The organism is Duganella rhizosphaerae (assembly GCF_040364205.1).
Classification (GTDB): Bacteria; Pseudomonadota; Gammaproteobacteria; order Burkholderiales; family Burkholderiaceae_D; genus Rugamonas; species Rugamonas rhizosphaerae.
On record NZ_BPWK01000006.1, the window covers coordinates 377,278 to 394,119 of the forward strand.

General features: G+C 65.1%; 14 protein-coding genes. 7 read left to right on the forward strand and 7 right to left on the reverse strand.

What is annotated here, in order from left to right; genetic code table 11:
* The 3 genes from RUGAMON1_RS15950 to RUGAMON1_RS15960 all read left to right on the forward strand — a co-directional run bounded on the left by RUGAMON1_RS15950 (window position 1) and on the right by RUGAMON1_RS15960 (window position 2,040).
* Entirely contained in the window at window positions 1–618 is a 618-nt protein-coding gene (locus tag RUGAMON1_RS15950) for a DUF924 family protein (protein ID WP_445231414.1), read from the forward strand.
* Complete coding sequence (locus tag RUGAMON1_RS15955) at window positions 618–1,442, forward strand: Rossmann-like and DUF2520 domain-containing protein (RefSeq protein WP_445231415.1); 825 nt, start codon at window positions 618–620, stop codon at window positions 1,440–1,442. The genes RUGAMON1_RS15950 and RUGAMON1_RS15955 overlap by 1 nt, the downstream gene beginning before the upstream one ends.
* 235 nt (window positions 1,443–1,677) lie before the next feature.
* Window positions 1,678–2,040, forward strand: coding sequence for a hypothetical protein (locus tag RUGAMON1_RS15960; protein ID WP_026334793.1), 363 nt, complete (start codon window positions 1,678–1,680; stop codon window positions 2,038–2,040).
* Here the strand turns inward: RUGAMON1_RS15960 and RUGAMON1_RS15965 are convergent.
* Entirely contained in the window at window positions 2,037–2,627 is a 591-nt protein-coding gene (locus tag RUGAMON1_RS15965; protein ID WP_445231416.1) for a putative pterin-binding protein, read from the reverse strand. The two genes, RUGAMON1_RS15960 and RUGAMON1_RS15965, sit on opposite strands and share 4 nt — an antisense overlap.
* A gap of 43 nt (window positions 2,628–2,670) precedes the next feature.
* Here RUGAMON1_RS15965 and RUGAMON1_RS15970 point away from each other — a divergent pair, with 43 nt between their 5' ends.
* Window positions 2,671–3,276 carry an alpha-ketoglutarate-dependent dioxygenase AlkB family protein gene (locus tag RUGAMON1_RS15970; RefSeq protein WP_445231417.1) on the forward strand — a complete coding sequence of 202 codons (606 nt, stop codon included), beginning with the start codon at window positions 2,671–2,673 and terminating at the stop codon, window positions 3,274–3,276.
* Between the two features lie 183 nt (window positions 3,277–3,459).
* Window positions 3,460–4,047: an outer membrane beta-barrel protein gene (locus RUGAMON1_RS15975; protein WP_445231418.1), complete on the forward strand. Its 588-nt coding sequence runs from the start codon at window positions 3,460–3,462 to the stop codon at window positions 4,045–4,047.
* A 103-nt stretch (window positions 4,048–4,150) separates the two neighbouring features.
* Here RUGAMON1_RS15975 and ettA read toward each other — a convergent pair whose 3' ends face one another.
* Entirely contained in the window at window positions 4,151–5,818 is a 1,668-nt protein-coding gene (gene ettA / locus RUGAMON1_RS15980; RefSeq protein WP_445231419.1) for an energy-dependent translational throttle protein EttA, read from the reverse strand.
* Window positions 5,819–5,900: 82 nt separating this feature from the next.
* On the reverse strand, window positions 5,901–6,776 hold the full coding sequence (gene rarD / locus RUGAMON1_RS15985; RefSeq protein ID WP_445231420.1) for an EamA family transporter RarD: 876 nt from the start codon (window positions 6,774–6,776) through the stop codon (window positions 5,901–5,903).
* A 227-nt stretch (window positions 6,777–7,003) separates the two neighbouring features.
* Between rarD and RUGAMON1_RS15990 the strand changes: the two genes are divergently transcribed.
* On the forward strand, window positions 7,004–8,884 hold the full coding sequence (locus RUGAMON1_RS15990; RefSeq protein WP_445231421.1) for a potassium transporter Kup: 1,881 nt from the start codon (window positions 7,004–7,006) through the stop codon (window positions 8,882–8,884).
* A gap of 117 nt (window positions 8,885–9,001) precedes the next feature.
* Window positions 9,002–9,859 (forward strand): FKBP-type peptidyl-prolyl cis-trans isomerase, encoded by an 858-nt coding sequence (locus RUGAMON1_RS15995; RefSeq protein WP_445231422.1) that lies wholly within the window; start codon window positions 9,002–9,004, stop codon window positions 9,857–9,859.
* 71 nt (window positions 9,860–9,930) lie between these two features.
* Here RUGAMON1_RS15995 and RUGAMON1_RS16000 read toward each other — a convergent pair whose 3' ends face one another.
* The 4 genes from RUGAMON1_RS16000 to RUGAMON1_RS16015 are packed head-to-tail and all read right to left on the reverse strand — an operon-like array spanning window position 9,931 to window position 16,800.
* Window positions 9,931–12,360 (reverse strand): ABC transporter permease, encoded by a 2,430-nt coding sequence (locus RUGAMON1_RS16000; protein WP_445231423.1) that lies wholly within the window; start codon window positions 12,358–12,360, stop codon window positions 9,931–9,933.
* A gap of 13 nt (window positions 12,361–12,373) precedes the next feature.
* On the reverse strand, window positions 12,374–14,764 hold the full coding sequence (locus RUGAMON1_RS16005) for an ABC transporter permease (protein ID WP_445231424.1): 2,391 nt from the start codon (window positions 14,762–14,764) through the stop codon (window positions 12,374–12,376).
* Between the two features lie 18 nt (window positions 14,765–14,782).
* On the reverse strand, window positions 14,783–15,463 hold the full coding sequence (locus RUGAMON1_RS16010) for an ABC transporter ATP-binding protein (protein WP_008443565.1): 681 nt from the start codon (window positions 15,461–15,463) through the stop codon (window positions 14,783–14,785).
* 32 nt (window positions 15,464–15,495) lie between these two features.
* Window positions 15,496–16,800, reverse strand: coding sequence for an efflux RND transporter periplasmic adaptor subunit (locus tag RUGAMON1_RS16015; RefSeq protein ID WP_445231425.1), 1,305 nt, complete (start codon window positions 16,798–16,800; stop codon window positions 15,496–15,498).
* Window positions 16,801–16,842: the final 42 nt, after the last annotated feature.

Below are 16,842 nucleotides of genomic sequence, written 5' to 3' on the forward strand. Positions count from 1 at the left end.
ATGAGCATGAACGAACAAGTCAGGGCAGTATTCGATTTCTGGTTCCAGCCCGCCGGCGGGCAGGCAGCAGACGCGGCGCGACGCGAGTGGTTCCAGAAGAACGACGATTTCGACCGCGAGATCGCCAGCCGATTCGGCGCGCTGATCGAGCAGGCGCTGGCCGGCGGCCTGCACGCGTGGGATGCGGAAGGTCCGCAGTCCGCGCTGGCGCGCATCCTGGTGTTGGACCAGTTCTGCCGCAACGTCCATCGTGGCACGCCGCTGGCCTTTGGCGGCGACCAGCAAGCCTTGCAGGCGGCACTTGATATGGTCGGGGCCGGGCAGGACCTGGCGCTGCCGCCCTTGCAGCGCGCTTTTGTTTACCTGCCGTTTGAGCACGCGGAGAACATGGCGATGCAGGAGCAGGCCGTGGCGCTGTACACCCGCATGGCGGACGCCGGGCGCGATACGGCGCCGGCGGCCACCAGCCAGGCCATCGCCGGCATGCTCGACTACGCGCAGCGCCATCGCGAGGTGATACGCCGCTTCGGCCGCTTCCCGCACCGTAACGCCATCCTTGGCCGCGCGTCGACACCGGAAGAACAGGCGTTTTTACAACAGCCGGGGTCCGGTTTCTGATGGCGACCCTCAACCTGATCGGCGCCGGCCATGTCGGCCGCGTGCTGGGACGTTTGCTGGCTGCACAGGCTGGCTTCCAGGTGCGGCAGGTGCTGACGCGCTCCGCCGCGTCGGCGCAGGCCGCCGTGGATTTCATCGGCAGCGGCGCGCCGGTGCAGCGTTACGATCAATTGCTGCCGGCCGACATCCATGTGCTGGCCGTCGGCGACGACCAGATCGTCAGCGCCTGCGCCGCGCTGGCGCAAGCGGTGCCGCTGCAAGGCAGCATCGTGTTCCATTGCAGCGGCGCGCTGGCGTCCGGCCAGTTGCAGGCGGCGCGCGATGCGGGCGCGCTGGTCGCCAGCGTCCATCCGATCCGCAGCTTCGCCGATCCGGAAGCGGTGGCTGCCCAATTTTCAGGCACCTACTGCGGCATCGAGGGCGATGCCGCCGCGCTGGCCGTGCTGACGCCGGCCTTGCAGGCGATCGGCGCGCAACCGGTGCCGATCGACGCCTCGGCCAAGACCGTGTATCACGCCGCCGCCGTGTTCGCCAGCAACTACCTGGTCACGGTGCTGGACGCCGCCCTGCGCGCGTACATGGCGGCCGGTATCCCGGAGGAGGTGGCGCGCCAGATGGCGCAGCCGCTGGCCAGCGAGTCGATGGCCAATGTGTTCCGGCTCGGCGCCGCCGCCGCGCTCAGCGGCCCGATCGCGCGCGGCGACATGGTCACTGTGGATCGCCAACAACGGGCGGTCGACCAGTGGGATAGATCAACCGGCGAGCTCTACCGAGCGCTGGTGGCGCCCACCGTCGATCTGGCGCAGCGAAAGCGGCACAAATAGCGCGCCGTGACGGCTACGCCTCTTATCTCCTTGCAAATTACTACTTAACAACTATATTTTAAGTAGGTGTATGCTTTTCCTGTAAGCGAGCGTTGCAGTTTTATTGGTACGAATTCACAAATAAGTGGCGGGATTAGTCGACAAACCTCGGAATTAGCAATAAGCTTGTTTCTTAGAATGTTTTCTTGAAGAATCTAGCACGAAGCCGGCGCACCAATAGGATAGGGGTAAGAACATGTTATTTCTGAAGAGTACGACCGTCACGAAAGCGCCAGGGATTTACGACGTAGATATCGCCGCTAAACCACCCGGCAAGACTTTTGGTGTGTTCATGGCCACCGATCCGGACAATCCTCCGGCCGAAGTGCTGGCGGCGTTGGCGGCGATGGGTTTCAAGAACACCTACAGCGGCGGCTACACCCACAAGGACCGCGGCAAGGTGCTGGACCTGCACTTCCAGAAAGACGGCACCGACCTGTTCCAGGGCTGGAAAGCGGAAGAGATGGAAGCCAATATGGCCGCCATCACCGCGCTGTTCAGCGGCATCGGCATCACCATTGCGCCACGCGTAATGACGTTGGCCGAAGCCTACGCTTAAGCCTGCACTTCGATGTGATACAGGGCCCACGGGCAGGAACCGAACCGTTCTGCGAGCGGTTTGGCCGCCATTTCCGGGATCTTGTCGGCATCGTAGACCGCCCATAGCGGACCCAGTCCGCCCAGCGCCATCGCCGCGCCATCCAGATGGGTGGCGACGATGTAGCGCTGCGCGCGCGCCTGCGCCACGGTGACCGTGGCCGCATAACCATCCACCGCACGCAACACCAGCTTGCCGCCGTCGCCCAGCGATGCGCCGGCCGCCTTCATCACATCCAGCAGCAACGGGCCGCGCAGTGTGTGCACCTTGCCGTCGTATTCCAGCGTCGGTTGGATGGTGATGGCCGGCAGCGCGGCCAGCGCGGAGAAGTCGAAGGCATGCGCCTTGTCGAAGCTGAGTTTTTGCTTGAACATCATCTGGTCGCGCACCGGATCGAAGCGGCCGCGGTTGACCTTGCCGACGGCGCCGGTCACGGTCAGCAGCGCTGGTCCGGCGTTACCCGCAACGGCGGCGGCTTGCGAGGCGGGCAGGGCGGCGGCGGCCATGCCGGCCAAGGCGGCGCGGCCCAGAAACTGGCGTTTTTGCATACGAGGTTCTCCTGTCTGACGTAGTGCCGGTATGATACCGCGCATGGACTTATTTGCCGACGACAGCGCCTTGATGCCCATCCCGATCGAGGATGGCGAACTGTGGTTCCAGCAGCGGCTGGCGCTGGACCTGGCGCCGGCCGAGGCCATGCAGCGCCTGCTCGACGAAACCGACTGGCGCGAGGAACAGATCCAGGTCTGGGGCAAGCTGCACATGCAGCCGCGCCTGAGCGCCTGGCATGGCGACGCCCGCTACCGATACTCCGGCAAGCTGTTCCGTCCGCTGCCCTTCACACCTTTGCAGCTGCACATCAAACAGGCAGTGGAGCTGGCCACCGGCCGCCAGTTCAACAGCCTGCTGCTGAACTACTACCGCGACGAACGCGACCGCATGGGCTTCCATGCCGACAATGAGCCGACGCTGGGGCCGAATCCCGCCATCGCCTCGGTCAGCTTCGGCGCGGCGCGCACCTTCATCCTCAAGCACCGGACCCTGCCGAAGACCGTCAAGCTGGCGCTGGGCGACGGCTGCCTGTTGCTGATGGCGGGCAGCCTGCAGCATCACTGGCTGCACGGCATCAACAAGGAACGCGGACCCAAGGGGCCGCGCATTAACCTCACTTTCCGCAATATTCTGCGCGAACCTTAAGCCTCTCTTAAGTTTGGAGGAAGTTAGTGTAAGCCATCTATAATTTGGCTTACATCCTGTCACACTTCTTACTAAATCGGTGCGGACAGGTGTTGGCGTGAGTGCTATCTTGGCTCCATCGCAATTCAGAGAACTGCGATCCCAAGCAAGTCCAACACTCATTTTGCTGAAAGATCCAAGACCATGAAAAAAATTCTGTTCGCATTAGTTGCTTCCGCTGCCGCCCTGGCCGGCACCTCCGCTTACGCCGCCGATGACGCGGGCACCGCCTACATCGGCGCCGGTGTCGTGGGCAGCCACTACAAATTCGACGTGCCGAACGCCACCAGCGTTTCCGACCGCAGCGGCGACAAGGCGACCGGCAAGATCTTCGCCGGCTACAACATCGACAAGACCTGGGCGGTCGAAGGCGGTTACACCGACTTCGGCAAGAAAGGTTATGACTACACGGTAGGCGGCGCGCCCGGCCATGTGCAAACCAAGGCAAGCTCGTTCTACGTTGCGGGCAAGGGCACCTATACGGTGAATGACCAGGTCGCCCTGTTCGGCAAGCTGGGCGTGGCGCGTAACCACAACGACGTCACCACCACCGGCATCGCTTCCGTCAGTGGCGACGCCAACAAGAGCGCGTTGTACGGCTCGGTTGGCGCCGAGTACGCGATCAACAAGAACGTGAAGGTCTCGCTGGAGTATGAAAACTACGGCAAGAACAACATCGATCTGGGCCGCAAAAACAGCGCCATCACTGCTGGCGTGCGCTACAACTTCTAACCCGCCAGCCTGGGGTCAGACCCCGTACGGGGTCTGACCCCTCCACGGTTCGGGGTTCGCCTCTTAGCCATAAAAAAGGCCACCTTGCGGTGGCCTTTTGCTTTTAGACAGTCAGTGGCTTGTAGCGGATGCGCTTAGGCTTGGCGCCTTCCTCGCCCAGACGTTTCTTCTTGTCGGCTTCGTATTCCTGATAGTTACCGTCGAAGAAGGTGACCTGCGAGTTGCCTTCAAACGCCAGGATGTGGGTGGCGATACGGTCCAGGAACCAGCGATCGTGGGAGATCACCAGCACGGAACCGGCGAACTCCAGCAGCGCATCTTCCAGCGCGCGCAGGGTTTCCACGTCCAGATCGTTCGACGGTTCATCCAGCAGCAGTACGTTGCCGCCCTTGAGCAGCGTCTTGGCCAGGTGCAGGCGGCCGCGTTCACCGCCGGACAGGTTGCCGACGATCTTCTGCTGGTCCGAACCCTTGAAGTTGAAGCGGCCCAGGTAGGCGCGCGACGGCATGTCGAAACGGCCGACGCTGAGCATGTCGGCGCCGCCGGACACGTCCTCGAACACGCTCTTGCTGTCGCTGAGCGTATCGCGGCTCTGGTCCACCAGCGAGATGCGGGCGGTCTGGCCGATCACCACTTCGCCGCTGTCCGGCTTGTCGAGGCCGGCGATCATCTTGAACAAGGTCGATTTACCGGCGCCGTTCGGGCCGATGATGCCGACGATGGCGCCCGGCGGAATCGTGAACGACACATTGTCGATCAGCAGGCGGTCGCCAAACGCTTTCGAGACGTTCTTGAACTCGATCACTTCGTTGCCCAGACGCTCGGCCACAGGGATGAAGATCTCCTGGGTCTCGTTGCGCTTCTGGTATTCGTACTCGCTCAGCTCGTTGAAGCGGGCCAGGCGGGCCTTGGACTTGGCCTGGCGCGCCTTCGGATTCTGACGCGACCATTCCAGTTCCTTCTGCAGCGCCTTCTGGCGCGCCGACTCGGTCGACTCTTCCTGCTTCAGGCGGTTGGACTTCTGGTCCAACCACGACGAGTAGTTGCCCTTCCATGGGATGCCATGGCCGCGGTCCAGCTCCAGGATCCATTCGGCGGCGTTGTCGAGGAAGTAGCGATCGTGGGTGATGCCGACCACGGTGCCCGGGAAGCGCAGCAGGAATTGTTCGAGCCAATCGACGGACTCGGCGTCCAGGTGGTTGGTCGGTTCGTCGAGCAGCAGCATGTCCGGCTTGGACAGCAGCAGCTTGCACAGCGCCACGCGGCGCTTTTCACCGCCGGACAGCACGCCGATCTTGGCTTCCCAAGGCGGCAGGCGCAGCGCGTCGGCGGCCATTTCCAGCTGCAGGTTCAGGTTGCCGCCGTCGGAGGTCGAGATGATCGCTTCCAGACGCGCCTGCTCGGTTGCGAGGGCGTCGAAGTCGGCGTCTTCCTCGGCGTAGGCGGCGTACACCGCTTCCAGCTTGGCTTGCGCTTCAAACACTTCGCCCAGGCCCGATTCGACTTCCTCGCGCACGGTTTTTTCGGGATCGAGCTGCGGTTCCTGCGGCAGGTAGCCGATGTTCAGGCCCGGCATCGGCACGGCTTCGCCCTGGATGTCGGTGTCGATGCCTGCCATAATTTTCAGCAAGGTCGACTTACCGGAGCCGTTCAGGCCCAGCACGCCGATTTTCGCGCCCGGGAAGAAGGACAGCGAAATATCTTTCAGAATCTGGCGCTTGGGCGGGACGATTTTGCCCACCTTGTTCATGGTGTAGACGTAATTTGCCATTGAGAATCTCAGTAAGAATTTTTTAATTGCGTAGAAATGCAAGGAAGGACGACAGGATACGATAAATCCCGCCGTCCGCCCACTATTTAGCGCGCTGGGCCATCCACAGCCCTTCGGCCACGTACAGCGCCAGCGCGGCCCAGATGATGACGAAGCCGATCAGCCGCGCCGGCGGGAAGCTTTCATGGAACACCCACACGCCCAGCACCGCCTGCATGGTGGGCGACAGGTATTGCAGCAGGCCCAGCACCGACATCGGGATCTTGCGCGCGCCGGCCGCGAACATCACCAGCGGTATCGCGGTGATCGGCCCGGCCGCCGCCAGCAGCCAGCGGGTGCTGTCGTACGGGGTGTTGACGAAGGTGTTGTGGCCGTGCAAGGTCAGCCATAGCACATACACCAGCGCCAGCGGGAACAGCAGCATGGTTTCCAGCGACAGGCCTTCCAGCGCCGCCAGCGCGGCGGTCTTGCGCAGCAGGCCGTAGCCGCCGAAGGTCAGGCCTAAAATCAAGGCAATCCACGGCACCTGGCCGGCCGACCAGGTCAGCCACAGCACGCCGCTGGCCGCCACGCCGATGGCAATCCACTGGCCGCGGCGCAGCTTTTCCTTCAGCACCAGCAGTCCCAGCAGCACATTGACCAGCGGATTGATGAAGTAGCCCAGGCTGGCGTCGATGACGTGGCCGTTGTTGACCGACCAGATGTAGACGAACCAGTTGGCCGTCAGCAGCAGCGCCGAGGCGACAAAGCTGGCCAGCACGCGCGGATTGCGCAGCACCTTCGGCAGCCATTTCCATTGCTGGCGCGCGGTCAGCACCAGGCCCAGGAACAACAGCGACCACAGCATGCGGTGCGCCAGGATTTCCAGCGCCGGCACCTCGCCGATGGCGTGGAAATACAGCGGGAACAGACCCCAGCAAAAGAACGCGAATGTGGCGTAAACAATACCTATGTTCATGGGGACGGACGGCGGGGCGGAGGGCAAGGTCTGCCATTATCGCCTAAATGACGCGCCGCCGCTGCCGGGACCGCCGCCACGTCTGCCGCCGAACTCGCGCTTCAGCCCGCACCAGCGTACACTGGCGATATTGAATTTTTGGAACGCCCTTCCATGCGAAAATCTCCTTGCCTTTTGCAAATACTTATCCTATTGTGCAATGCACCAAAACAACAACAGGTGCAATCTTGACCGAGCAACATAAGAAAAGCAGCCTCGTCGCCTTGACGCTGGCTGCGGTAGGCATCGTCTACGGCGATATCGGTACCAGTCCCCTCTACACCCTCAAAACCATCTTCGATCCCGAGCACGGCCTGATCCTGAACGAAGGCAACCTGCTGGGCATCATTTCGCTGATCTTCTGGGGCCTGACGACCATCGTCTCGCTCAAATACGTCAGCCTGGTGCTGCGCGCCGACAACCGCGGCGAGGGCGGCATCATGGCGCTGATGGCGCTGGCCCTGAACTCGGTCAGCAAGAAAGCGCCGAACTGGCACTATCCATTGATGCTGCTGGGCGTGATCGGCGCCACCATGTTCTACGGCGACAGCGTGATCACCCCTGCCATCTCGGTGCTGAGCGCGATCGAGGGTCTGGAAGTGGCCACGCCGGGGCTGGAACAGTACATTGTGCCGTTGACCATCATCGTGCTGGTCACGCTGTACGCGGTGCAACGCCACGGCACGGCCGGCATCGGCCGCTGGTTCGGCCCGGTGATGGTGGTCTGGTTTGCCGCGCTGGCGGTCATGGGCCTGATCAACATCGTGCAGGCGCCGCAGATCCTGTGGGCGCTGAACCCGCTGCATGCGCTGCGCTTCATGTTTGAAAACCGCATGATCGCCTTCGTCGCGCTGGGCGCCGTGGTGCTGGCCTTCACCGGCGCCGAGGCGCTGTACGCCGACATGGGTCACTTCGGCGCGCGGCCGATCCGCTTCGCCTGGTTCATGATCGTGTTCCCGTCGCTGGCGGTGAACTACCTGGGCCAGGGCGCGCTGCTGCTGACCCATCCCGAAGCGATCGCCAATCCCTTCTTCCAGCAGCTCGGCTCCTGGAGCGTCTACCCGCTGGTGGCGCTGTCGACCCTGGCGACGGTGATCGCCTCGCAGGCCACCATTTCCGGCACCTTCTCGATGACCAAGCAGGCCATCGCCCTGGGCCTGCTGCCGCGCATGCGCGTGCTGCATACCTCGGCCACCGAGATCGGCCAGATCTACATCCCTATCGTCAACTGGCTGCAACTGGCGGTGGTGCTGATGGCGGTGGTCGGATTCGGCTCGTCGGAGAAACTGGCCGGCGCCTACGGCATCGCGGTCACCGCGACCATGCTGGCGACCACCTTCCTGACCTTCTTCGTGATCCGCTTCCGCTGGAACCTGCCGCTGTGGGTGTGCTTTGCCTCCACCGGCTTCTTCATCGTGATCGACCTGCTGCTGTTCTCGGCCAGCTCGCTCAAGCTGTTCCACGGTGGCTGGTTCCCGCTGCTGCTGGCCATCATCCTGTTCACGGTGATGCTGACCTGGAAGCGCGGCCGCGAACTGGTGTTCCAGAATTTGCAGAAGCACGCGATTCCGCTGGAAGACTTCCTGGCCTCGCTGTTCGTGGCGCCGCCGACGCGGGTCTACGGCACCGCCATCTTCCTGCGCGGCGAGAGCGACGGCGTGCCGCACGCGCTGCTGCACAACCTGTCGCACAACAAGGTGCTGCATGAGCGCGTGGTGTTCTTCACGGTGCACGTGGTGGAAGAGCCGTTCGTGCCGGTGGCCGAGCAGGTCAAGGTCACGGACCTGGGCCACCAGTGCTACCAAGTGAACGTCCACTACGGCTTCAAGGACGAACCGGATATTCCGAAGGCGCTGGCCCAGTGCGACTGCCTCGGCCTGCCGTTCGAGATGATGGAGACGTCGTTCTTCATCGCCCGCCAGACGGTGATTTCGACCCCTGGCGCCGGCATGTCGACTTGGCGCGAACACCTGTTCGTGACGATGTCGCGCAACGCCCGCGGCGCCGCCGACTACTACCAGATTCCCACCAACCGCGTGATCGAACTTGGCACGCAAGTGGAAATTTAAGCACACCTTCGGCGCTAAAAGATGTAACCGAATGTAGCGCCCGGAGCGGAAGCGGTATGGTCTGCTAAACTTCTGCTCCGAATGTGCGACCAATACGAATACTCATCAAAGGTAATCATGAAATCGATGTTTCAATTTATTGCTGCCGTTGCCTGCGTAGCGGCCCTGACGGCCTGCGGCGGGGGCTCTAAAGCTCCGGTGGCGGTGGTGGTGCCGCAACCGGCGTTCAAACTGACCGATACCGTGGTCGGCACCGGCGCCGCCCCCAAGGCGGGCGACATTGTGGTGATCAACTTCACCGGCTACCTGTACGACTCGACCAAGGCCGATTTCAAAGGCGCCAAAGTGGAAAGCTCGGTCGATACCGGCAAGCCGGCCACTCCGTTCACGGTGGGCGTGGGCGCGGTAGTGGCGGGCTGGGACCAGTCGATTCTCGGCGTGGCGCCTGTCGCCGCCATGAAAATCGGCGGCAAGCGCACCGCGATCCTGCCGGCCAACCTGGTGTACGGCGCCGCATCGCGCGCTGCAACAGGCATCTATCCGGCGATTCCCGCCAATTCGCCGATAGTCTACGATTTTGAGCTGATCGACGTTATCCCGGGCACCGTCATCCCCAACGTCCCGCCACCGACGACGCTGACCATCGTCAATGACGTGATCGGCACCGGCGCTGTCGCCGTGACCGGCAGCTCCGTCACCGTGCGTTACACCGGCTGGGTGTATGACGGCACGCGCGCCGATCGCAAGGGCCCGCAGTTCGATGCCAATGTGGCGCCTGCCGATCCCTATGCGCTGGTCCTGAGCACCGGCACTGGCAATATTTCAGGCTTCGTCAACGGCGTTATCGGCATGGCCGTTGGCGGCACGCGCACCGTGACTATCCCGCCCGACCAGGCTTATGGTGCGGCCGGCAAGGGCAGCATTCCAGCCAATGCGACGCTGATCTTCCAGTTGCAACTGGTTTCGGTCAAATAATCTGATCGGATACCAATGAAAAAGGCCGGTTTCCCTGTTGAGGGAAACCGGCCTTTTTTTGTACCGGGCGCCTAGTCGCGCAGCGCCTGCGCCGGTGCGATGCGCATCGCCGCCAGCGTGTGGCGGGCGGTGGCCAGCGCCACGATCAGCAGCGCGCACGCCAGCGCCGCCGCCGGCGCCCAGCCGCCCAGCGGCGTGCGCGCCGCGAAGCCCGCCAGATAGCGCTCGATCGCCAGCCACGCCAGCGGCAGCCCGGCTGCGGCGGCGGCCATCGTCAACAGCAGGAATTCGCGGCTGACCAGCATCGCGATCGCCCTGCGGCCGGCGCCGTGCAGCTTGCGCAGCACGATCTCGCGCGCGCGGCGCTGCACGCTGTGCGCCGCCAGCACGTAGATGCCGAAAGCGGCCAGCGCGAACACCACCGCCGTGGCGCAGGCCAGCAGCCTGGCCATGCGCACGTCGTCGGCGTAGGCCTGCGCGTAGTAGCTGCCGGCCAGGCGTATCACCGGCTCGCTGGCCGGGAAGTAGCGGCTCCAGGCGGCGGCGATGTCCTGCTCCAGCGCGGCGCGGCTTTGCGCATCCGGTGCGGCGCGCATGCGCACCGTCAGCAGTTGGTTGTCCTTGGCTATCCGGTACATGGTCGGGCGCACCGGGTCGCGCAGCGTTTCCCAGCGCAGCTCGGGCGTCACGCCGGCGATGCGGAACTGGGTGCCGCCGATGCGCTGCCCCACCGCCTGTTGCGCGGACGCCCAGCCCAGCGCCCGCACCGCCGCCTGGTTGACCACGACGTTTTGTTCGCCGTCGCCGGCCGCGCCTTCGATGCGCGGATCGAACATGCGCCCGGCCAGCGCCTTCAGACCGTAGACGTTGAAGAAATCCGGTCCGACAAAATGCACCGACAGCGAGGCGCTGCTGCCGTCCACGCGCTTGACCATGTCGCTGCCATGCGTGCCGGTATGGTCGTCGCGGCCCGGCACGTCGCGGCTGTCCGCTACGCCGGCCACGCCGGGCAGTTGCGCAATGGCGTCGCGCAGCGAACGGGCGGCGGGACTGTCGCGCAGGTTCTCGCTCATCTCCACCACCAGCAGCGGCTCGGCATCGAAGCCCGGCGGCGCCGCCGCGGCGAACTGCGTCTGCCACAAGATCGCCAGCGCCACGCTGCCCATGCTCATCGCCGCGCCGAACTGCACCGCCGTCAGGACGCGGCGCAGCCAAGCGCCGCCTGCGGTTTCGCCGCTGCGGTGGGCCAGCGTGATGCCCATGTCGACGCCGCGCGCCAGCCAGCCTGGATAGACGCCGGCCGCCGCGCCGACCAGCGCGCCGGCCAGCAGGCAGACGCCGATCGCCGCCGGCGTGAACATGCCGTCCAGGCGGCGCTCCAGCAGGTCGGAGGCCAGCGGCAGCAGCAGCCACGCCAGCAACACGCCCAGCGCCGCGGCGGCCACCGACAGCAGCATCGATTCGGCCATGAACTGCGCCAGCAACTGGCGCGTACTGGCGCCCAGCACCCGGCGCACGGCGATCTCGCGCTGGCGGCGCAAGGTGCGCACCGTCGCCAGGTTGACGTAGTTGATCACGGCGAGCAGCAGTATCAGCAGGCCGGTGGCGCCGAGCGCGAGCACCACGCGCATGTCGCCGCGCGGGCCGGTGCCCATGGTGTTGGCGACGCTGCGGTCGAAGTAGGCGTCGGCCAGCGGACCGAGGCCGACATCGACCATCTTGCGCTGGGCCAGCGCCACCTTCATTTCAGGCGTCGCCATGCTGGCCCACGGCGCATGGTCGATCGCATCTTGCAGCGCCCGCTGCAAGGCTTGCGGACTGACGCCCTGGCCGGTCTTGACGTAGATGCGGCCGCCGATGCCCATCCAGTTGGACAGCGCATCCTGGCGCTCCTTCTCCGGCCACAGCATGCTGCCCACGCCGACCAGCGCGTTGAACTGCAGCGTGCTGTTGGCCGGACGGTCCGCCAGCACGGCCCGTACTTGCAGCGCCTGGCGATTGATCTCGATGCTGCGTCCCAGCGCCTGCGTGGTGCCGAACAGGCGCAGCGCGGTCTGCCGCGTCACGGCCAGGCCGTCGGGCCGGGTCAGCGCCGCGCGCAGGTCGCCTGCCACTGCCGGCAGGCCGCTGATGGACTGGAACGCCGGGTCGACCGCAGTGACCTCCAGCTGCTGCATGCGTCCGTGCAGTTGCAGCGTGGCCTGGCGCGGCCACCAGGCGCTGGCCTCCAGCGGCACCCCGCTGCGCAGCGCCACCTCGCGCAGCGCGAACGGCGTGTACTCCATCCATTGCGGCTGCGGGATGAAGTTCAGCCGGTGCTTGATGACGAACACGCGCTCGCGCTGCGGCACGTCGCTGTCGTAGCTGAAGGAGTAGGCCACAAATCCCAGTAGCAGGAAGCAAACGGCGAAGCCGGTCGCCAGGCCCAGTATCTCCACTGCGGAATGCAGTGGATGGCGCAGCAGCAGGCGCCAGCCGATGCGGAAGTCGCTAGTTTTCATATCAGTCTCCGGTTCAGTCGCGCAGCGCCAATGCGGGCGACATGCGCAATGCCGTCACCGTGTGGCGGGTGGTGGCCAGCAGCGCCACCAGAAGAGCCATCGCCAGCGCCGCCGCCAGCGTCCAGACGCCGATGGGTGCGTGCTCGGTGTAGACAGCCAGGTAGCGCTGGATGGCCACCGCCGCCAGCGGCAGGCCGATCATCGCGCCGGCACCCACCAGCGCCGAGAACTCGCGGCCCATCATCAGCGCGATGTCGGCGCGGCCGGCGCCGTGCAGCTTGCGCATCACGATCTCGCGCCGGCTGCGCTGCACGCTGTAGGCCGACAGCACGTAGATGCCGAAGGCCGCCAGGGCGATGGCGATCACGCTGGTGGCCGCTAGTATCCGTATCAGCCTCGCCTCGCTGGCGTAGCGCTCTTCGAGTACGGCCTGCTGTGTCTTCATCTCCATGATGGCGTTGGGGAAGTGGCGACGCCATAGCGGTTCGATCTCGGCGTAGGCCGTTTCCAGGCTGTCGCTGGTGCGTATCATCAGCACGCCGCCGGGGCGGACGAAATAGACGATCGCCTTCGGTGGCTGGTGCAGTCCCTGGAAGCGCAGGTCGGGCGCGACGCCGACGATCTCCATCCCGCCCGGTACAACCTGGCCGACCGCATCCTGCGGCGCCAGATACCCCAGCGCCAGCGCGGCGGCGGTGTTGACCACCACGCGTGGGGATTTGCCATAGTCGACATCTTGCGCCGCGCGGAACAGCCGTCCGTGCAGCGCCTGCAGGTGGCTTACTTCAAACCAGTTGGCGCTGACGTTCTTGCCCTCCAATGGTATCTCGCGGCCGTCCCTGGTGGTCACGGTATTGGTCAGCTTCATGCCGTCGCGGCCCACCGCCTCGGAAATAGACGACACGCCTTCAACGCGCGGCAGCCGGGCCAGCTGCTCCATGAAGGCGACAGCTCCCTGCTTGCCCTCCGCATCGGACGGCAGGTCCAGCACCAGCAGGTGCGCGGGATCGAATCCCGGCGACGCATGGGTGGCGAAATACGTCTGCCAGCCGACCGCCAGCGCCGTCGCCGACAGCGCCATCGCACTGGAAAACTGCAGCACGGTGAGCACGCGCCGCACCCACAGGCCTGCGGCGGTTTCGCTGTTGCCGCGTCCCGCCAGCGCGGGTCCGGGCAACGCATGTTGCGCCAGCCATGCAGGATAGGCGCCGGCGCACACGCCGATGAACAGTCCGAACGCCAGCGCGATCACGCAGCGCCAGGGCGTGAACATGCCGGCCAGCGGACGGTTCACCAGCTCCGAGAAAGTCGGCAGCAGCAGCCACGCCAGCACCAGGCCGGCGATGGCCGCCAGCACGGAAGTCAGCGCCGCCTCGCTGAGGAACTGGCGCACCAGCCGTGCGGAGCTTGCGCCCAGCAGCTTGCGGATGCCGATCTCGCGCTGGCGCCGCAAGGTGCGCACCGTCGCCAGGTTGATGTAGTTGATCGCCGCCAGCAGCAGGATCAGGAAACCCGCCGCCGCCAGCCCGAACACGCTGCTGCGCTGGCCGTATTGCTCGCCCGCGCGGCTGTTGGCCAGGCCCTCGTCGAAGTAGGCGTCGCGCAGCGGCAGCAGGCTGATATCGGCGACGTTGCGGCCGTTCAGGCCCTTGCCCATGCCGCTGCTTTTAACGCGCTGGTTGGTGGGCGATTTCTCGCTGGCTTCCTGCAGCAGCGCCGTCAACGCCTGCATCGACGCGCCGGGCTTGAGCTTCATGTAGACGATGCCGCGCCCCCATTTGCTGATCGCGGTTTCGCGTTCCGGCCAGGCGCTGCTGCCGGTGCCGACCAGCGCCTCGTATTGCTGGCTGCTGTTGGCCGGCGGATCGGGCATCAGCGCCCGCACCTGCAATGCCGTGCCGTCGACCGTGACGGTCTGGCCAATTGCGGGATTGGAACCGAACAGTTTGTGGGCGCCGGTGCGCGTCAACGCCAGGCCGTCCGGCTGCGCCAGCGCCGCTTTCAAGTCGCCCTGCAGCGCGACGATGCCGAACATGGTGCGGAAATCGGGATCGACCGCCAGCAGGTTCAGCGCGCGCAAATCGCTGCCGGCGCGTATCGGCGAGTCGATGGGCTTGGCGACGCTGGCCTCCGACACCATGCCGCTGGCGAGAGCGACATCGCGCAGGGGCATAAAGGCCCAGGCTTGCCATTCCGGTCGCGGGAAGACGTTGATGCGCTGCTTGACCACGAGCAGACGATCGTTGTCGGGGATGGCGCTGTTGAAGTTCAGGCAGAATTCGACAAAGCCGAACAGCAGGAAGCAGGCGGCAAAGCCGATGGCCAGGCCGCCGATGACCACGGCGGAGTAGGCCGGCTGCTGCAACAGCAGGCGCCAGCCTATGCGAAAGTCGCGCAGGTTCATGGAGATGATCCTGACGCTTTAAGCGGCTTGCAGTACGTCGACCATGATGCGGCCGTCGAGCAGGTTCAGTGTGCGCGAAGCCTGCGCGGCGTGGTCCGGCGAGTGCGTGACCATGACCACGGTGGTGCCTTCGGCGTTAATCTCGCGCAGCAGGCGCATGACTTCATCGCCGTGCGCGGTGTCCAGGTTACCGGTCGGTTCGTCGGCCAGCAGGACGGCGGGGCCGGCCACCAGCGCGCGCGCGATCGCCACGCGCTGCTGCTGGCCTCCCGACAGTTGCGAAGGGCGGTGCGAGGCGCGATGGCCCACGCCCAGCTTGTTGAGCATCGCCGTCACGCGCTCGCGCCGTTCGCGCGCCGGCGTGCCGTTGTATTCCAGCGCCAGTTCGACGTTCTCGAACACGGTCAATTCTTCGATCAGGTTGAAGCTCTGGAAGATGAAGCCGATGCGGCCGCGCCGCAGCTGGTTCAGTTTCGATTCGCTCCAGCCGGCCACGTTCTGGCCCTCGAACCAGTATTCGCCGTGGTTCGGCACGTCCAGCAGCCCCAGTATGCCCAGCATGGTCGACTTGCCGCAGCCGGACGGCCCGGTGATGGCGACGTATTCGCCCGCTTCGATTTCCAGGTCGATGCGATCCAGCGCGGTGGTCTGGATTTCTCCTGCCTGGTGGATTTTGCTGATGCCGACGAGTTTGAGCATGGGGTTTGCCTTTGATTGGTAGTGATGGGAATTTACTGCGTTATTTGCAGTCGTGGTGAATTTCCGTAGGCCGCGTAGCTCGACAGGATCACCTTGTCGCCGGCGGCCAGGCCTTCGAGCACTTCGAGCTGGCTGTTGTTGCGGCGGCCGACGCGTACCGCGCGCCGCTGCGCCGTACGGCCGCCGGCGTCCAGTACATAGACCCAGGCGCCGCCGCTGTCGTTGATGAAGGCGCCGTTCGGCAGCAGCAACGCCTTGGCCGGCTCACCCAGCGTGATGCGCGCGTCCAGGCTCTGGCCGGGATTGAGCACCGGCGGCTGGCCACCGGTGAACACCAGCTCCACCATGAAGCGGCCTTCCTTGATCTGCGGGTAGATGGCGCGGATATCGATCGCGTAGCTGCGCTCGTCCTGCTTGACGCTGCCGTGGCGGCCGACGGCCATGCGGTTCAGGTAGTACTCGTCGACGCTGGCGGAAAGCTTGAAGCGCGCCGGATCGTCGATGCGGCCGATGTTCTTGCCGGTGCTGATCGATTCGCCCACCTGCAGGCGGAAGTTGGTCAGCCGGCCGTCGACCGGCGCCCGCACGGCCAGCGCATCGACGGTGGCGGAGACCAGCTTCAGGCCGGAGTTCAGGCCGCCGATCGCCGTTTCCAGCTGCGTTGCGGCGTTGCGGCGCACGCTCTCCTCGGTGCCTGAGGCGCGTTCTTCCTGTGCCAGCAGGCGGCGCTGCTGCTGCAGCTTGTCTGCCGATTCCTCCAGCGCGACGGCGGAGATATAGCCCTGCGCCGCCAGCCTCACATTGCGCTCATGCTGCTTGCGGACCTGCTCCAGCGCGTACTGGAGGTCTTCGCGCCGCCGCTGGTGGTCGCTGGCGCTGGCCTCCTGCGCCACGCGCAGGTTGGACAGGTTGAAAATGCTGACCGCGTGTTCCGACTGGCGCGCCAGCAGTTCCAGGTTGCGCTGCGGGTTGGAGATGCGGAACAGCAGCTGGCCTTTTTTCACCAGCGTGCCGTCGATGGCGAAGACTTCTTCGACGCGGCCCGATTCGACCGAGTCGAGTATCACGGAATTGAGCGGCTCCGCATTGGCGCGCACGACGATTTCGTCGACGAAGATGCCGCGCGCGGCCTGGCCGATGCGCAGGTCGGCGCCGTCGATCTGCAGGCCGCGCGGCATCCACGACCACAGGGCGTAGCCGGCCGCCGCGACGGCCAGCGTGGCCGCCAGTCCGAGGGCGATGGCCTTGCCGCGTTTGCGTGGCACCACAACGTCCATCGCCGCGCCGCTGGATGGCAGGTGGGAAGGAGAGGGGCCGATATTTTTTTTGATGTGCATGAAAGCCATACAGCAAACCCTGTGCCATGGCCAAAAAGCCTG

Excerpts from the sequence above, each read along its gene's own strand:
- RUGAMON1_RS15950 (WP_445231414.1), top strand. The coding sequence starts at position 1 with ATGAGCATGAACGAACAAGTCAGGGCAGTATTCGATTTCTGGTTCCAG.
- RUGAMON1_RS15955 (WP_445231415.1), top strand. The coding sequence starts at position 618 with ATGGCGACCCTCAACCTGATCGGCGCCGGCCATGTCGGCCGCGTGCTG.
- RUGAMON1_RS15960 (WP_026334793.1), top strand. The coding sequence starts at position 1,678 with ATGTTATTTCTGAAGAGTACGACCGTCACGAAAGCGCCAGGGATTTAC.
- RUGAMON1_RS15965 (WP_445231416.1), bottom strand. The coding sequence starts at position 2,627 with ATGCAAAAACGCCAGTTTCTGGGCCGCGCCGCCTTGGCCGGCATGGCC.
- RUGAMON1_RS15970 (WP_445231417.1), top strand. The coding sequence starts at position 2,671 with ATGGACTTATTTGCCGACGACAGCGCCTTGATGCCCATCCCGATCGAG.
- RUGAMON1_RS15975 (WP_445231418.1), top strand. The coding sequence starts at position 3,460 with ATGAAAAAAATTCTGTTCGCATTAGTTGCTTCCGCTGCCGCCCTGGCC.
- ettA (WP_445231419.1), bottom strand. The coding sequence starts at position 5,818 with ATGGCAAATTACGTCTACACCATGAACAAGGTGGGCAAAATCGTCCCG.
- rarD (WP_445231420.1), bottom strand. The coding sequence starts at position 6,776 with ATGAACATAGGTATTGTTTACGCCACATTCGCGTTCTTTTGCTGGGGT.
- RUGAMON1_RS15995 (WP_445231422.1), top strand. The coding sequence starts at position 9,002 with ATGAAATCGATGTTTCAATTTATTGCTGCCGTTGCCTGCGTAGCGGCC.
- RUGAMON1_RS16000 (WP_445231423.1), bottom strand. The coding sequence starts at position 12,360 with ATGAAAACTAGCGACTTCCGCATCGGCTGGCGCCTGCTGCTGCGCCAT.
- RUGAMON1_RS16005 (WP_445231424.1), bottom strand. The coding sequence starts at position 14,764 with ATGAACCTGCGCGACTTTCGCATAGGCTGGCGCCTGCTGTTGCAGCAG.
- RUGAMON1_RS16010 (WP_008443565.1), bottom strand. The coding sequence starts at position 15,463 with ATGCTCAAACTCGTCGGCATCAGCAAAATCCACCAGGCAGGAGAAATC.
- RUGAMON1_RS16015 (WP_445231425.1), bottom strand. The coding sequence starts at position 16,800 with ATGCACATCAAAAAAAATATCGGCCCCTCTCCTTCCCACCTGCCATCC.